A 15604-nucleotide genomic window follows, 5' to 3' on the forward strand; every position below is an offset into this window, starting at 1 on the left:
CCACCTGTAAACACCTTTTTTGAAGAAAAATGACGTTTTTTACGGAACATTAGGTACAGGCCCGAAACGGTCCGCACAAATGCTGGGGTTTGCGCACTTTGCACATGCAGCATTTTTTTACGTTGCGCAGCACGCAAGGCGATCAATGTCGGATTTATGACAAATGCCAGAGCATGATCTTTCAAAATATCGGCTTGGAGTCCGGGAAGTTACCAGCGAAATGGCAAAAACCGGCGCAGAACGACACAGTATTTTCGCTTTTGTATCCTTTACTCTCGGCGTAAAGAGGTTGGAACTGTATCAGGGTATAGACCCTTTAATATGACACGGCCCTGAGCGGGTAGGCATGAGACCGATTTCCCGTTCGCAGGACCTTTTTCCCGACAAAGCAGGCAAAGAACAGATCATGATCCGCATTCCCCATATTGTTGCCCATCGCGGTGCCTCTATTGAAGCCCCGGAAAACACCATTGCCGCCTTTCGGGTTGCCCAGGCGCGTGGAGTGAACTGGATTGAATGTGATGTGACATTAAGTGCCGATGACCAATGTGTCCTTATTCATGATGACACGCTGGAACGCACCACCAATGGCAGCGGCCCCATTCATCACCATGACCTGGCAACATTACGCCAGCTGGATGCCGGAGCCTGGTTTTCAGACATATATAAAGGCGAGCGCATTCCCACCCTTTCCGAAACGCTTGATACCCTGGCGGCATTGGGCATGGGGGTTAACCTGGAAATCAAACCATCGGGCTGTGATGCCATAAAGCTGGCAGAGGAAGTCGCCCGCGAAATTGCCAACCGCAAGGATGTGCCGATCCTGTTATCGAGCTTTGATCGCGACATTGTTGCGGAGATGGCAAAGCTGTGCCCCGATCATGATTGCGGCTGGCTGGTTGAAGAGATCCCTTCGGACTGGCAGGATGAATATAAGCGCCTGAAGGCCAGCGCCCTGCATGTTGACCATAAACAACTTACAGCAGAAATGTGTGCGGAAATAACAGGCGAAAATGTACCTTTGATCTGTTATACGGTGAATGATCCGGACCGGGCACGTAGCCTGCTGTCCTGGGGGGTGAGCAGCATTATCACCGATAACCCTGCTTTGATGACCACCGTGATCCCCCCGATCAGATAACAAGACCTCTATTAACAAGATGTCCTAGCAACGATTGCCGTATCACCGCCACCCACGGACACGGCACAGAGGGACACATTTCGGAAATGTCTGGACATGACGACGCCCCAAAACGGCATGACGCCGGATTATTCGCCCCAGCCACTTTATCCCCATAACCGGGTAAAACGGCATTTGACAGAGCTGTTCCGCCTGGCGGTTCCGGTTGTGATTGCGCGTATCGGCATGCTGATCATGTCAGTGGTTGATACCATTATTGTCGGCAATTATGACAGTGCCGGACTGGCCTATCTGAACGTTGCCCATGCGCCGTTCATTTCCCTGCTGGTCACGGGGGTTGGCCTTTTGACCGGCATCATGATCATGACATCGCATGCGGTTGGCCGGAAAAACTACCTTGCCGCAGGCCATGTCTGGCGGGCCTGCCTGCCTTATGCCGCCCTTTTGGGGCTTGGTTTGGGGGCGTTTACCTGGAACATCCACTGGCTGTTTGTTCTGACAGATCAACCTGCCGATATTGCCCTGCATGCCTCGAACCTGGTGCGCATTCTTGCCCTGGGGCTGCCCGCAGCCCTGATTTACACCGCCTGTTCGTTTTTTATGGAAGGGTTACAGCGCCCGCTGCCCGGCATGGTCATGATGCTGCTGGCCAATGTGGTGAACCTGTTTCTGGATTACGGGCTGGTGAACGGGGCCTTTGGCATGCCCGAACTGGGTGCCAGTGGCGCTGCATGGACATCAACCATCATTCGCTGGCTGATGGCCTTTTCCATGCTGGCCTATGTCTTGATGCTGAAAAACCATGCCCTTTATGGGTTACGGGACGGTTTTTCCGGCTGGTGGCGGAATTCGCGCGAGGCGCGGTCGGTCGGCTATGCCTCGGGTGCCAGCCAGGGCATGGAAACAATGGCCTTTGCCGCCATGCAGCTTTTTGCCGGGCGCCTGGGAATTGTCGCCGCCGCAAGTTACGGTATTACCATGACGATCCTGGCCCTGATGTTCATGTTTGCGCTGGGGTTGGCATCGGCAACTTCGGTACGGGTTGGTATTGCCTATGGCCGGCGCGACCGGGCCGATATGGCGCTGGCGGGCTGGATCGGTCTGGTCACCACCATGCTGGTGATGTTTGGCCTGAGCCTGCCGGTTTATTTCTTTCCCGGCTGGGTGGCGAACCTATTTAGCGAGGATGCCGTGGTCATTGCCGGGACTTCGGGGCTGTTGATTTTGATGCCAATCATTTTCCCTACCGATGGCGGGCAGAATGCGGCAATCAATGCCCTGCGCGGTACCGGGGAAAAATGGGCCCCGACCATGCTGCACATGTTTTCCTATATCTTTGTCATGATCCCGGCGGGGTATTATCTGGCATTTGTTCAGGGATTGGGCGTAACCGGCCTGTTTTGGGGCATTGCCATTGCCAGCCTGGTGGCGGTCAGCGGCCTTGCCATTCGATTCAAAATTGTATCGGCACGGGAATTGCCTGCTTATCCCTAAGCGGCACGTCACATTGCACCCCTACAAAATGGTCCGCCCGATATTTTCGGAGCGGACCTTTTTATTGCGCCAAAAGCAGGTGACGATCAGACAAACACACCACCCAAAAGACAACACAAAACACGATGGAAAATCGCCATGACGAAAACACCCGCCCCAGCCCCTAACCCGCCTTCCCCGCAATGGCGTGGCAGCCTGTTTGACGCGATGGCAGTTTTACGAAATCAAACCGATCCGCGATTTGAAATCCTGCTCACGCAGGGCAGCATGTCGGTCGAAATTTACGCGCCGCAAAAGCAGGACCATCAAACGCCACACCGCCAGGACGAGCTTTATATCATTCAATCCGGTTCCGGCATCTTTAGCCGGGATGGTCAACGCAGCCCGTGCCGTGCTGGCGATGTGTTATTTGTGCCCGCAGGCATGGATCACCGGTTTGAGGCGTTCACCGATGATTTTGTCACCTGGGTGATTTTCTGGGGACCGGATGGGGGCGAAACCCCATGACCTATGATTTACCCGTCAATTGCGCGTTGCCGCCAGCACCAAGCGCGGCATCAGCATATCGCAAAACGGAATAACCAGGGCATCAAAGGCGGCAGCGGCCCGCGGCGCATCAATGCGGATAATATGCTGTTCAATATCGCGCCGGGTGGAAAGGTCGTTCAGGGCGGCAAGTTCGGGCAGGTTTTGGATCAGCATATCGTAAAACCCGGCCTGATCAGCCGTGACATGTCCATCGCCAACATTGGACAGGTGATTATAAAGCGCCATCGCCAGAAACCAGCGGCAATAAGGCACCAGCCCCTGAATAATATCATCGCGCTGGGCGGACTGAACATATTGCTGCAGGTCCGGGTCGAGCCAGACGGCATTTTGCACCCCGGCAACAAAGGCATTACGCAATGCCGGGCGGTCTTCGGTAAAGAACACACCGGTGAGCCAGCCGGACAAACCATCCAAAGCAGCCTTGCGGCTTTCGGGCGTTGAATTGGGCCCATAATCCAGCGCAGGCAAAGGCGGCTGGCCCGGCATGGCAAGGGCCGCCACCGCCAGATCCATCACCGCATGAGTCAACCAGGCCTGATGCCAGATTTGCATAGGGCGAAAGAACGGTTCCTTTTCGGCCCCGCCCGCCTCGATCCAGCTTTCAATCAAATGGCTGCGCCCCAGCGCAATGCCGATTTGCAAGGCGGCTTCAAAGCCGATACCACCGCCCTGCACCAAATGACGGGTGCCCAGCATATCTTCAAGCAACGGCAGGGTGGCAGCCGGATGATCGCTGCGCACACCCGAGCCCAGCGGCAGATAAAACGCTACTGCATCACTATGCCCGAGAACCGCACGCACATGCCGCCCGAAACGGCCCCAAAACACAAGGCGCACCGGTTCAGACCGCTTGCGCCATAAAGGCCGGGTTTCATCCCAGTTGGCGGTTTCAAAATCGGCCAGGGTCAAAGATTTGGCCAGTCGCGCCAGTGGTTTTTCAAGTGCTGCATCAAGCTCCGACAAGGGGCCGACATGGGCAATTGACAAGCGCCAGCCCGGTTGTTCATGGGGGTGATGGTCCAGCCATAAATGGGCAAAGCCGTCGGACCCGGCACGCTCCATGGCCGGAGCGACCAGATCGAGGAACATTTGCAGGGCGGCGGGAATATTAGCCACATCATGATTGGGCAGGGCATCGCCGACCATGAAGGTGCGGAGCGTGACATCTTCGCCATCGGGCCGGTTGGCAAAAAGCGGAGGGAGGAAACCAGCATAAGGGTCGATGGACATAAGACATACTCGCTTTTTACAAAACCGGATGAAGACCCGGCGACCAAGAAAGACTAGCGCGAAACAAGACGGTCCAGACGCAGGCGATGTCGGGCATCACTTAACCGCCAAACACCGGACTGCACCGCCAGCCACACCCCCAGTCCGGTGGCACCGGCAATCAGAAACATCAAAAGTAGCTGATAAAGAACCGCCTGCAAGGGGTCAATCCCGGCCAGGATTTGCCCGGTCATCATACCGGGAATAAAAACAATACCGCAGGCCGACATGGAATTAAGAATGGGCGTGAGGCCATTTTGCATGGCAACCTTTACGGCCGGGGCAAAGGCCTTTCGGCGTGTACCACCAAGGGCCAGCCGGGCCTCGATCGCGGGGCGCATATCGTGCACCGCTTCGCCCAAGCGCATCATACCCAGCGACACACCATTCAAACTATTGCCCAAAACCATGCCCAACAGCGGCACAACAAACCGCGGATCATACCAGGGATCAGGCCTAAACTGGGTTGCCAGGGCGAACCCCGTGACCAGAATGGAGGCCGCCGCCATCGCCCCGGTACCAAAGGCAAAACCCCACAGCCCGGAAAAACGGTGTTTCTGGCGGGCCGTTGCCTCGCGCCCGGCAAACAACACCATCATCAGCACCAGCAATGCCGTCCAGAGCGGAGCATTCAGCGCAAACAGATATTTCAGCACCAGCCCCAGCAGCAAAAGCTGCACCACCATGCGCAGGGCCGCGACAAGAATGCGTCGCCCAAGCCCCAAACGATAGATCACCGATACCAGACCATGCGCCAGCAATAATGCAGCAGCCAAGCCGACATCAAAAATATCAAGCCGGATGAAAGGTTCGATCATGCCTGAGGACCTTCTTGCATGGCCGTCGCGTCTGGCGGGATTTCCCGGCACCCCTGTGGATCGAGATGATAGTGGCGATCGCCGATCTCGCGGGCCTGGGCGGCGTTGTGGGTCACAAGCAAAATCGCCCCGCCCCGTGCGGCGAAGTGGCGCAGCATGTTTTGCACCGCCTGTGTGCTTTCCGGGTCCAGGGCGGAGGTGGGTTCATCGAGCAGCAAAACCGCCGGTGCCCCCTCCATGCCCCGCAACAGGGCAAGGCGCTGCCGCTCGCCAGTGGAAAGTTCAGCAATCGGGCGGTCCATAACGGCTTCGGCCAACAGCAGAGAGGACAGACGGGTTTGCACCGCACTGGGTTCGCGAAAATGCGCCCGGGCTGTTTCCGCCCACCAGCCCGGTTCGGCCGCCACATAACGCACCCGGTCGCGCCATTTGGGCGCAGGCATGGCGGATAGGGCGATATTACGCAACATGACCGTACCCGATGAGGCCGGTTCCAGGTCCGCTATGGCGCGCAAAAGGCGGCTTTTGCCAATGCCGGATGGTCCGCGCAGAGTGATAATTTCACCCACATGCAGGCACAGCGACACCGGTGGCAAATCACCCACGGTCAGACCATCAATTTCAAGAACGCGATCAGCCATTGGTCACCTTGAACATCGCCAGGGATCAGGCGCGGGTCAGGCCCGCATGCCCCAGCGAAGCCTCACGATAAACCGATGGCGGCATGCCGACAAGACGGCGAAAATCGCGCGAGAAATGGGCATTATCGGTAAAACCACACCAATAGCCGATTTCACCGATTGAAAGGTTCGTGCCACTGATCAGGCGGCAGGCTTCGCGCACACGGGTTAAACGCAGCAAATCAGAAAAACGGGTATTGGCGCTTTGCAACCGGCGCTGCAGGGTTCGGGCTGATGTGTCCATCTCGCGGGCGACATCATCAATCGTCCAGCCCCGGCCAACATCATTTTCCAGCATCGCGACAAGTTTGCGCACCACGGGCCGCCCCGCCACCGCAGACGGTGCCGTTCCGGGCATATTGGCCATAAACGGATAACCCGGCGACACCGGGACAAAACTTTGCCAGCTAATGCGCCAGCGCAGGCCGCGCCCGGCAAAATCACGCACCTTGACCAATTTACCATTGCGCACCATCGTCACAGCAGAGCCGTGCGATGGCAAAATCACGCTGGTAATGCCCTCGACCCCGATGGCTTCAAGAAGGCCAACAATAAAGCCATGCAATAACAGGTTTTCCACCCGTGAGGGGGCCTGGCCGCGCACGGTGCCGCGATGCAGGGTGATCGACCGGCTGGTGGTGGTAAATTCGGTGCGCCCGCGGGCATGGGAATAGCTTTCAAGGCGACGCCAGCGTTCAACAATCAGCTGCGGGCTACCGCCATAACGCAGCATGGTCAAAACCGGAGCCTGTTCCTTTAAGGCCAAATGGCGCCCCAGCTTGACCAGCACATAAGCCCCCACGGCTTCTTCTAGAGCGAGCATGACCGAACGCAGGCGCCCCGCCGTCATGACGGTACCCTCGGGCACAAGGCCATATCCCTGTGGAAGCCAGGCGAGCTGACGAATCAATGCTCCCTGCAGACCGAACGAAACAAATTCCTGCATTAACGCAACGCACCCCTCTTTAATGGCGCAATCTTACAAGCATTCTGCGTTTAGGTCATCCTGCCATAAAAAATATCACGAAGCTGTTACAAAACAATTTCGCGGTCGCATCGAAGACAACAAATACAACCCTTCAGATTCAGGTGGGGGTTCGCGAATGGAATACAATGTGTCATGCTGTGGCTTTAAAAATGACGAAAGGATAACCGTGATCAGGGTTTTGTTTGTTTGCACCGGAAATATCTGCCGCTCTCCCACCGCAGATGGCGTCTTTGCCAAAATGATCGAGGATGCGGGACTTGCGGGAAAAGTTATCGTCGATAGCTGCGGCACCACGGGCTATCATGTCGGCGAACCGGCTGATCGGCGCGCCATACAGGAAGCCCGCAAACGCGGTTATGACCTGACCCATTTACGCGCCCGTAAATTGATACAAGCCGATTTCGAGAATTTCGATTACCTGATCGCTATGGATGACGGCCATCTTGAGGCGCTTGAACGCGCTTGCCCGGAACACTATCGCGACCGCGTGAAACTGTTTCTTGATTACCATCCGGCGCACCGGGGCGAAAGTGTGCCCGATCCCTATTATGGCGGGACACAAGGCTTTACCCATGTGCTTGATCTGATCGAGGAAACATCGCGGAACCTGCTTAAAGAACTGCGCCAGACCCACAAGCTGTAAACACAATGGCTCGATATGGCACGGACAGAACGCATATTGGATCAAAAACGTATCGCAGATACCATCGGATGCACCGTCCGCCATATGCGTGTGATGACGCAAAGCGACATGACCTGCGTGATGTGGGCCGAGCTTGAGGATACCGACGGTGGCGAACCAACGGCCATGGTTCCGCGACAGGTCGTTGTCAAACACACCGCCGATAACACCGCGCTTATTGAAGGCCGGATGTTACAAAAACTGGGCGCGCTCTCTCCCATCCGCTATCCGGGGGTGCTTTACGGCGATGATCACCTGTTGGTCATGGATTACATTGATGCCGATGGTCAGGCGGGACCATCTGGGGCGCAGGATCTGGCACAACAGCTGGCCGCGCAACATGACATTACCCAACCGGATTTCGGGCTGGAATTTGATACCCTGATTGGTGGCTTGTACCAGCCCAATCCCCCCTGTGCCAACTGGCTGGAATTTTTCCGTGATCAGCGCCTGTTATTTATGGCGCAATGTGCCAGCGACAGCGGAAAGCTGCCCGCACGGCTATATCATCGCATTGAAAAACTTTGCACCCGGCTGGACGAATTTATAGCCCCCGATGTTAAACCGTCCCTGCTGCATGGCGATTTGTGGGGCGGGAATATTCTGTATCATCAGGGAAAACTGGCCGGGCTGATTGACCCGGCACTGTATTTTGGCGATGCGGAAATCGAACTGGCCTTTGGCACCCTGTTTGGTGACCTGAATAACGACTTTTTCGATACTTATCGCCAGTATCGCCCGCTGGAGCGGGATTTCTTCACCACCCGGCGCGACCTTTACAATCTTTATCCGCTACTCGTGCATGTTCGCCTGTTTGGCGGCAGCTATGTGAACGCGGTTGACCACAACTTGGCGCAGTTGGGGTTTTAACAAAAAAGGCCGCATCGGCGGGATGCGGCCCTTTGAAAATCATGATCCGTGACAGGCTAATTATTTGCCGATCATGGAGAAGAACTCGCGCCGAGTATTGGCATCATCACGGAAAGCACCAAGCATGCGGCTTGTGACCATCGAGACACCGGTTTTATGCACCCCGCGCGTGCTCATGCACTGATGATTGGCATCAATGACAACGGCAACACCCAGGGGATCAAGCTCTTCCTGAATGGTGTTGGCGATTTGCGATGTCATTTTTTCCTGGATTTGAAGACGTTTGGCATAAACCTCGACAACGCGGGCCAACTTTGAAATACCAACGACGCGCTTGCGCGGCAAATAGGCTACATGCGCCGTGCCGATAATCGGCACCATATGATGTTCACAATAGGATTCAACGCGAATGTCGCGCAATAGGACGATTTCATCGTATCCTTCGGTTTCTTCAAAGGTACGGCGCAAAATTTCTGCCGGATCCTGCTGATAACCGGCAAAAAATTCGCCATAAGACCGCACGACACGATCAGGTGTGCCCAGCAGACCTTCACGCTCCGGATCATCCCCCGCCCAGCGCAGCAATGTCCTTACCGCTTCTTCAGCCTCTTCACGGCTGGGGCGGTTCACTGCCGTTTCCTCATTGCACATATTTGTTCCTCTTTATCTGTCCTGAACGGTTCTTTGCACCTGACCCTGGCAAAGCTTTCCTGTTTTTTACAATCAGTTCAACGTTGCAACACTGTGCGGACTATCGAGCGAGAAGGCCGGAATATCAATCGTAAACTCGTTTCCATCCGGGTCTTCCATCACGTAATGGCCCACCATAAAGCCGCCTGGCGTCGAGAGCGGGGCGCCGCTGGTATATTTAAAGCTTTCGCCCGCTTCGATAACCGGTTGTTCGCCCACGACCCCCTCACCATCGACGATTTGGGTCGCCCCGCGTGAATCCGTAATCTTCCAGTGCCGGCGCAGCAATTTTACCGCACGACTTCCCAAATTCTCGATCAGAACACGATAGGCCCAGACATAACGATGCCGATCCGGGTCTGACTGCTCATCAAGAAAGGTCGGTGTCACCGACACTCTGATGTTATGTGTTACAGCCTTGTACATTCAGAACTCCAGACCAGATCACTCCGCAACGCGGATAACCCGGTTTTCATTATTTCAGCATTTAGATCATCACGGTTCAAATCGCTACCTCCCTAAACGCTGCAAGTCCAATATTTGTGCCATAAATCCTTAAAAAAGAAACGGCCCGCACATCGCAGGCCGTTTGGCTACTCTGTCAGGTTGTGCAAAATTTTATACGTTCAATGCCGCAAACAGATCTTCTTTCAGATCATCAATATCTTCAAGCCCGACAGAAAGGCGCAACATCCCTTCGGTAATGCCCATCGTAATTTTGTCTTCAGCCGGAACACGCTGATGCGTCGTGGTCCAGGGATGGGTGGCGAGGCTTTTGGCATCGCCAAGATTGTTTGAAATATCAATCAGTTGCAAATTATCCAACAGCGAAAACGCCGCCTGTTTCCCGCCCGCCAGTTCCAGCGCGATTAACCCGCCACCGCGGCCTGACATCTGTTTCATGGCCAGTTCATGCTGCGGATGGCTGGCAAGCCCCGGATAAATCACCTTGGAAATCTGCGGCTGTTCGGACAGGAAATTCGCCAGTTCTGTTGCATTTCGGATATGTGCATCGACACGCAGGCTCAGGGTTTCAAGGCCCTTAAGCAAGGTCCAGGCGTTAAAGGGGCTCATGCTGGGCCCGGTATGACGCAGGAACTGGGTTAGATGATTATCGTGCCAGTCCTTGTCATTAAACAGGATCGCCCCACCCAGGCACCGGCCCTGGCCATCGATATGCTTGGTCGCCGAATAGACAACCACATCCGCCCCCAATTCAAACGGATGCTGCAAAATCGGTGTCGCAAAAACGTTATCAACCACCACCTTGGCACCAGCCTTGTGGGCCAGTTCGGCCACAAAGGCAATGTCGATCACTTCAAGGGTCGGGTTGGACGGGGTTTCAAGGAAAACAGCGTCAGCAGGCTTGGACAGCGCCTTTTCCCACGCGGCATGGTCGGTGCCATCCACCAGTTCGGTTTCAACGCCAAAGCGCGGCAACAGGGTGGTGAGAATAAACTCGCAGGACCCGAACAGTGCGCGTGAGCCAACAACACGACCGCCCGCCTTGGTACAGGCGGCCAGCGCATTCCAGACCGCTGACATGCCCGATGCGGTTGCGCGGCAATGTTCTGCACCTTCCAGCAGGGCAAGGCGTTCTTCAAACATGGCAACGGTGGGGTTGGCAAAACGCGAATAGACAAAACGTTCCGGCCCGCTGCCATCAAACGAGGCTTCAGCCTCGGCAGCACTGTCATAGACATAGCCGGAATTCATAAAAATGGCTTCGGAAGTTTCGTTAAAACCGCTGCGTTTGGTGCCACCACGAACAGAACGGGTGGCAGCGCGCCATGTGTCGGAAGCCTTTTTTTCGGTCGTCATCGTCTTGCTCCTGTGCCCGGCTGTGTTGCGCAAACCGGGCATAAAAAAACCCGACCGGCACATGATCAGGTCAGGGGGGCGATGCCATCCTGTCCTCTTTAGCGGTTTTTAACGTGGCCGCAAGCCGGTCAACAAATCCCACGCGAAGGGAGACTACGCCCGACACTTACCAACGTCAAGACATCGGCAGGCGGAAAACCGCCCCCAAACGCCGCTTTTTACCTAACCGTATTTTTTTACACGATATTTTTATCAGCCTGACAATCGCCACAAGAGGTACCGAAACAACCGGCCAATATACGATACCCTATAGCCCCGCCCCAACAAAACCGCAGGTTTTCTTCACGCAATGGTGAAAGCAGTTCATGTGTCAAAGTGCAAATAAGGCTCTATTGTCAGAAAGATACATGAGATGTTTTGGGCCTCCGGTTTGAAAGCGCCATGCGATCACATGACGACATACCGAAAACTTCTTCGGTCTGCCCGTCTGTCCCAAAACACCAAAGAGAGCAACAAAACCCGCGACACAGAACGAAACCCAAAGCCTGTTTTGAACGTTTCAGTACCAGGAACCCCAAAGAGCGACTTGATGACAGCCAGCAACCGGCCCCTTTCAGACCGCACACCGCATAAAGGATGCCCCGGCACCGCCCCCAAGGCGGAACGTGCATCCTCGCGTTTTGCGCTGCGCCGCCTGGTTCCGGTCGGGGTTTTGATTGCCGGGTTGGTGCTGGCCTATTGCCTGGGCACAACCGATTTTCTGTCTTTTAAAACCCTGCACATTCATCGCGATGAACTAGAAGGCCTGGTGGCACAAAACCCGGTTTTAAGCGTTGCGGTCTTTATGCTGATTTACATTGTCGTTGTTGCCCTGTCGCTGCCGGCCGGGTCGATCCTGACAATTGTAGGGGGTTTTTTGTTCGGGGTGACGGCCGGCACATTTTATGTTGTCACGGCTGCAACCCTTGGCGCGTTGATCGTTTATCTGGCTGCGCGCTATGCGTTTTATGACTATATGCGCGCCAAGGCGGGAAATGCCATTCGCAAAATGCAGGATGGCTTTGCCGAGGATGCCCTGTCCTATCTGATGGTGTTGCGCCTGGTCCCGCTTTTTCCGTTTTGGCTGGTCAATCTGGTCCCGGCCTTGCTGGGTGTAAAAATTCGCGCCTTTTTGCTGGGCACGCTGATTGGCATTATCCCCGGTACATTTGTGTATGTATCGATTGGCGATGGTTTGGGCGCACTGTTTGACCAGGGCAAAACACCTGATTTTGGCATTATCTTTGAACCACGCATTTTAACACCGATCATCGGGCTGGCGATATTGGCCCTGATCCCGGTTGCCTATAAAAAATACCGCAAACACAAGGCCGAAAGCCAGACATCATGACCAGCCGCATTGACACCGACATTTGCATTATTGGCGGCGGATCGGCCGGGTTGTCAGTCGCAGCCGGGGCCGTGCAAATGGGCGCGCGCGTGGTTCTGGTTGAAAAGGGCCGCATGGGCGGCGATTGCCTCAATACCGGCTGTGTCCCCTCCAAGGCATTGCTGGCCGCCGCACACCATGCCCATGCCATCAAAAACAGCCATCAGTTTGGCCTGCATACCAGTCCGCCCCAAATTGATTTTGCCGGGGTGATGGCCCATGTCCGCGATGTGATTGTTGGTATAGCCCCCCATGATTCGGTCGAACGGTTTGAACGACTGGGCTGCACCGTGATTACCGATCATGCCCGTTTTACCGGCCACCATACCCTTGTTGCCGGGGGCACAACCGTGCGGGCAAAACGTTTTGTCATTGCCACGGGTTCGCGCGCGGCCATTCCGCCCATACCGGGGCTTCAGGATGTACCGTTTCTGACCAATGAAACCCTGTTTGACAACACCACCTGCCCCCAGCACCTGATTATTGTGGGCGGCGGACCAATTGGCATTGAAATGGCGCAGGCCCACAAAAGACTGGGCGCGCGCGTGACCGTGATCGAACAGGGGCAGATCCTGCCCAAGGATGACCCGGACCTGGTGGCGGTCGCCCGCAAGGCGCTGGAAAATGACGGGATCAGCCTTTATGAAAACGCAATGGCAAAGCAAGTGGCCCGGCATGGCACGGGCTATCGCCTGACCATGATGCACAAGGGGGCGGAACTCACCCTTGAAGGCAGCCATTTGCTGATCGCAACCGGCCGCCATGCCAATATCGAGGATTTGGGCCTGGACGAGGCCGGGGTGGAATGCGCCAAGGGCGCGATAAAGGTCGATGCCCGCCTGCGCACCAGCAATAAACGCATTTTTGCCATTGGCGATGTAACCGGCGGCCTGCAGTTTACCCATATGGCGTCCTATGATGCGGGCATTGTCATTCGCAATGCGCTGTTCCGTCTGCCCGCAAGGGTTAATTACCGCGCCGTGCCGTGGGTGACATATATAGACCCGGAAATCGCACAGGTCGGCCTGACCGAGGATGCGGCACGCGCCGCACATGGCAATTGCGTTCGCACCGCAATTTGGCATTACGCCGACAATGACCGTGCCCGGGCCGAACGACGCACGGACGGGCTGATCAAGGTTGTCACAACCGCGTCGGGGCGCATTCTGGGGGCTGGCATTGCCGGGCCCCAGGCTGGCGAACTGATTGGCCTGTGGTCGCTTGCGATTAACCGGAAAATGAAAATCGGGGCGGTAGCAGGACATATTGCGCCCTATCCCACCCTTGGCGAAATTTCCAAACGGGTGGCAGGGGCTTGGTACACGCCCAGCCTGTTTAGTAAAAAAACCCGTAAAATTGTGCGGTTATTGCTGGCTTTGGGATAAACTGCCAATTCCCGGTTTGCACCGGCAAACACGAACATGCAGCATGGTACGCCAATGCGTGCCACCTCCAACAACATGAAGCCGGCATATGGACAGACCACATCTTCGCCTGCCCCCCTGGACCAAATCGCTTTCAGCCCGGTTGCTGTTTTTAACCGTCGGGTTTGTCATGCTGGCGGAAATCTTCGTGTTTGCCCCCTCGGTGGCACGGTTTCGCATCGACTGGTTGCGCGCCCATCTTGATTCCGCCTATCTGGCCGCCCTCGCACTTGAGGCGACCCCCGACCTGATGGTCTCAAAGGACCTGGCCCGCGAATTGCTGACCAATGCCGGTGTCGAGGCGGTCGTCCTCCGCCGCGATGACCGTAAATTGCTGCTTCAACGCGACGATATGCCCGAAAAGGTAGATCATAATGTCGATCTTGGGCAATTTTCCATCGCATCGGCCATCGCGGAAGCGTTTGAAACCCTGATACAACCCAAAGACCGCATGTTGCGCGTAATGGGCATGCCGTCGATGGCGCCAAACTTCAAAATTGAAATTCTGGTCCATGAAAGCAAACTGGCCCATGAAATGTATGAATTTGGCTGGCGGGTGCTGGGCCTGTCGCTGGTCATTTCATTTTGCACGGCAGCCCTGGTTTATTTTTCGCTCAACCTGTTGCTGGTAAGGCCCATGCGCCGCTTTACCCGTGAAATGATCCGCTTTCGCCGCAACCCGCAAGATAGCGACAACATCATTGTGCCCGACCAGCGCGAAGACGAAATCGGCATTGCCCAGCAGGAACTGGCCAATATGCAACATGACCTGCAGGCCATGCTCAATCAGCGCCGACGTCTTGCCGCCCTGGGCACGGCAGCCACCAAAATCAGCCATGATTTACGCAATGCCCTTGCCACATCCATGCTGATGACCGAACGCCTTGCCAGCAGCGAAGACAAGGAAGTCCGGGCCGTGGTGCCACGCCTGCTCGCCTCGATGGAGCGTGCGGTTTATATCAGTGAACAAACCCTGTCCTATGCCCGCGAAGCCCCGCCAATGCTGGATATTGCGCGCTTTACCCTGCGCGAATTGTTCGAGGAATGTTCCGAAACGATACTGGAACAACTCGCCAGTGACAGCGCCGCATCCGACACGGAAACCGACCTTGCCAGCCGCCCGCTTGATCTGAATGGCGATCAGCCCCAGTCACCGCAATTAACTTTGAATGTGGCCGACGAACTGGTGGTCGAGGCCGACTACGACCAGCTTTTGCGGATTTTTGGCAATCTCATCCGCAATGCCTTTGAGGCCGGTGCCAGCCACGTCACCATCAACGCCACCCCCTGTGACCGAGCCCAACTATCGCAAAGCAACGATATGGCCGGGCCACTGGAGCTGGGCGGGGCGTCGACCGCGCTGGATGATATTGATGATTTCAACCCGGTGCAGGAGCAAAAAGCCATTGAAATTCTGATCACCGATAACGGTCCGGGCCTGCCGGAGAAAACCATCAAAAATCTGTTTGTGCCTTTTGCCGGAACGGCACGCCAGGGCGGCACCGGTCTTGGCCTTGCCATTGCCCGGGAATTGATGATGGCACATGGCGGCACCTTGCGGCTGCGGGCATCCGGGCCAGATGGCACCACCTTTGCCGCCATTCTGCCGGTTAATGCAGCCATTGCCCATCCAGATTGACGGCTCGAAAGCTATAGTTTTATCCTATCGAAAATAACATTTTATTCGATTTAACCCGCAGATCAGTATTTGGCATAGTTGCTTCAAGGCGATGCCGGGCTTTATCCCGA

At 55.7% G+C, this 15604-nt stretch carries 16 protein-coding genes and 1 riboswitch; of the genes, 8 read left to right on the forward strand and 8 right to left on the reverse strand.

What is annotated here, in order from left to right; translation table 11 throughout:
• The coding region (locus LF95_RS23360; protein WP_215905718.1) for a hypothetical protein at positions 1-185 on the reverse strand (185 nt) is incomplete at its 3' end.
• 161 nt (positions 186-346) lie between these two features.
• On the opposite strand from LF95_RS23360, the gene LF95_RS19950 reads away from it, so the two are divergent.
• The 3 genes from LF95_RS19950 to LF95_RS19960 all read left to right on the forward strand — a co-directional run bounded on the left by LF95_RS19950 (position 347) and on the right by LF95_RS19960 (position 3142).
• A complete protein-coding gene (locus LF95_RS19950) occupies positions 347-1141 on the forward strand; it encodes a glycerophosphoryl diester phosphodiesterase (protein ID WP_252509841.1) in 795 nt (264 codons plus the stop codon).
• 96 nt (positions 1142-1237) lie between these two features.
• Positions 1238-2635, forward strand: coding sequence for an MATE family efflux transporter (locus tag LF95_RS19955; protein WP_083607837.1), 1398 nt, complete (start codon positions 1238-1240; stop codon positions 2633-2635).
• A gap of 138 nt (positions 2636-2773) precedes the next feature.
• A complete protein-coding gene (locus LF95_RS19960; RefSeq protein WP_073956970.1) occupies positions 2774-3142 on the forward strand; it encodes a cupin domain-containing protein in 369 nt (122 codons plus the stop codon).
• A 15-nt stretch (positions 3143-3157) separates the two neighbouring features.
• Here the strand turns inward: LF95_RS19960 and LF95_RS19965 are convergent, their stop codons facing one another.
• From LF95_RS19965 to LF95_RS19980, 4 genes are read right to left on the reverse strand one after another with little or no spacing between them, the layout of a single operon-like run.
• Positions 3158-4414: a hypothetical protein gene (locus tag LF95_RS19965; RefSeq protein ID WP_073956971.1), complete on the reverse strand. Its 1257-nt coding sequence runs from the start codon at positions 4412-4414 to the stop codon at positions 3158-3160.
• 53 nt (positions 4415-4467) lie between these two features.
• Positions 4468-5271, reverse strand: a complete 804-nt coding sequence (gene fetB / locus LF95_RS19970; RefSeq protein ID WP_073956972.1) for an ABC transporter permease — start codon at positions 5269-5271, stop codon at positions 4468-4470.
• Complete coding sequence (locus LF95_RS19975) at positions 5268-5912, reverse strand: ABC transporter ATP-binding protein (protein WP_073956973.1); 645 nt, start codon at positions 5910-5912, stop codon at positions 5268-5270. The genes fetB and LF95_RS19975 overlap by 4 nt, the downstream gene beginning before the upstream one ends.
• Positions 5913-5937: 25 nt before the next feature.
• A complete protein-coding gene (locus LF95_RS19980) occupies positions 5938-6861 on the reverse strand; it encodes a helix-turn-helix domain-containing protein (protein ID WP_252509842.1) in 924 nt (307 codons plus the stop codon).
• A gap of 244 nt (positions 6862-7105) precedes the next feature.
• On the opposite strand from LF95_RS19980, the gene LF95_RS19985 reads away from it, so the two are divergent.
• Together LF95_RS19985 and LF95_RS19990 are read left to right on the forward strand one after the other, a co-directional pair.
• Positions 7106-7582, forward strand: coding sequence for a low molecular weight protein-tyrosine-phosphatase (locus LF95_RS19985; RefSeq protein WP_073957117.1), 477 nt, complete (start codon positions 7106-7108; stop codon positions 7580-7582).
• Between the two features lie 36 nt (positions 7583-7618).
• Positions 7619-8491, forward strand: a complete 873-nt coding sequence (locus LF95_RS19990; protein WP_083607858.1) for a fructosamine kinase family protein — start codon at positions 7619-7621, stop codon at positions 8489-8491.
• A gap of 60 nt (positions 8492-8551) precedes the next feature.
• Here LF95_RS19990 and folE read toward each other — a convergent pair whose 3' ends face one another.
• From folE to metZ, 3 genes are all read right to left on the reverse strand, one after another.
• Entirely contained in the window at positions 8552-9142 is a 591-nt protein-coding gene (folE, locus tag LF95_RS19995) for a GTP cyclohydrolase I FolE (RefSeq protein ID WP_073956976.1), read from the reverse strand.
• 72 nt (positions 9143-9214) lie between these two features.
• A complete protein-coding gene (gene apaG, locus LF95_RS20000) occupies positions 9215-9607 on the reverse strand; it encodes a Co2+/Mg2+ efflux protein ApaG (protein WP_073956977.1) in 393 nt (130 codons plus the stop codon).
• 192 nt (positions 9608-9799) lie between these two features.
• The gene (gene metZ, locus LF95_RS20005) at positions 9800-11002 is read right to left on the reverse strand and encodes an O-succinylhomoserine sulfhydrylase (protein WP_073956978.1); all 1203 of its coding nucleotides are present in this window, start codon (positions 11000-11002) and stop codon (positions 9800-9802) included.
• A 77-nt stretch (positions 11003-11079) separates the two neighbouring features.
• A riboswitch (SAM riboswitch) is annotated at positions 11080-11154 on the reverse strand.
• Positions 11155-11591: 437 nt separating this feature from the next.
• Here metZ and LF95_RS20010 point away from each other — a divergent pair.
• From LF95_RS20010 to LF95_RS20020, 3 genes are all read left to right on the forward strand, one after another.
• Positions 11592-12392, forward strand: coding sequence for a TVP38/TMEM64 family protein (locus tag LF95_RS20010; RefSeq protein WP_083607839.1), 801 nt, complete (start codon positions 11592-11594; stop codon positions 12390-12392).
• The gene (locus LF95_RS20015) at positions 12389-13816 is read left to right on the forward strand and encodes a dihydrolipoyl dehydrogenase family protein (RefSeq protein WP_073956979.1); all 1428 of its coding nucleotides are present in this window, start codon (positions 12389-12391) and stop codon (positions 13814-13816) included. The genes LF95_RS20010 and LF95_RS20015 overlap by 4 nt, the downstream gene beginning before the upstream one ends.
• 88 nt (positions 13817-13904) lie before the next feature.
• Positions 13905-15494 carry a sensor histidine kinase gene (locus LF95_RS20020; protein WP_073956980.1) on the forward strand — a complete coding sequence of 530 codons (1590 nt, stop codon included), beginning with the start codon at positions 13905-13907 and terminating at the stop codon, positions 15492-15494.
• Positions 15495-15604 lie beyond the last annotated feature (110 nt).

Origin of the sequence: Thalassospira sp. TSL5-1 (genome assembly GCF_001907695.1) — a bacterium.
Classification (GTDB): domain Bacteria; phylum Pseudomonadota; class Alphaproteobacteria; order Rhodospirillales; family Thalassospiraceae; genus Thalassospira.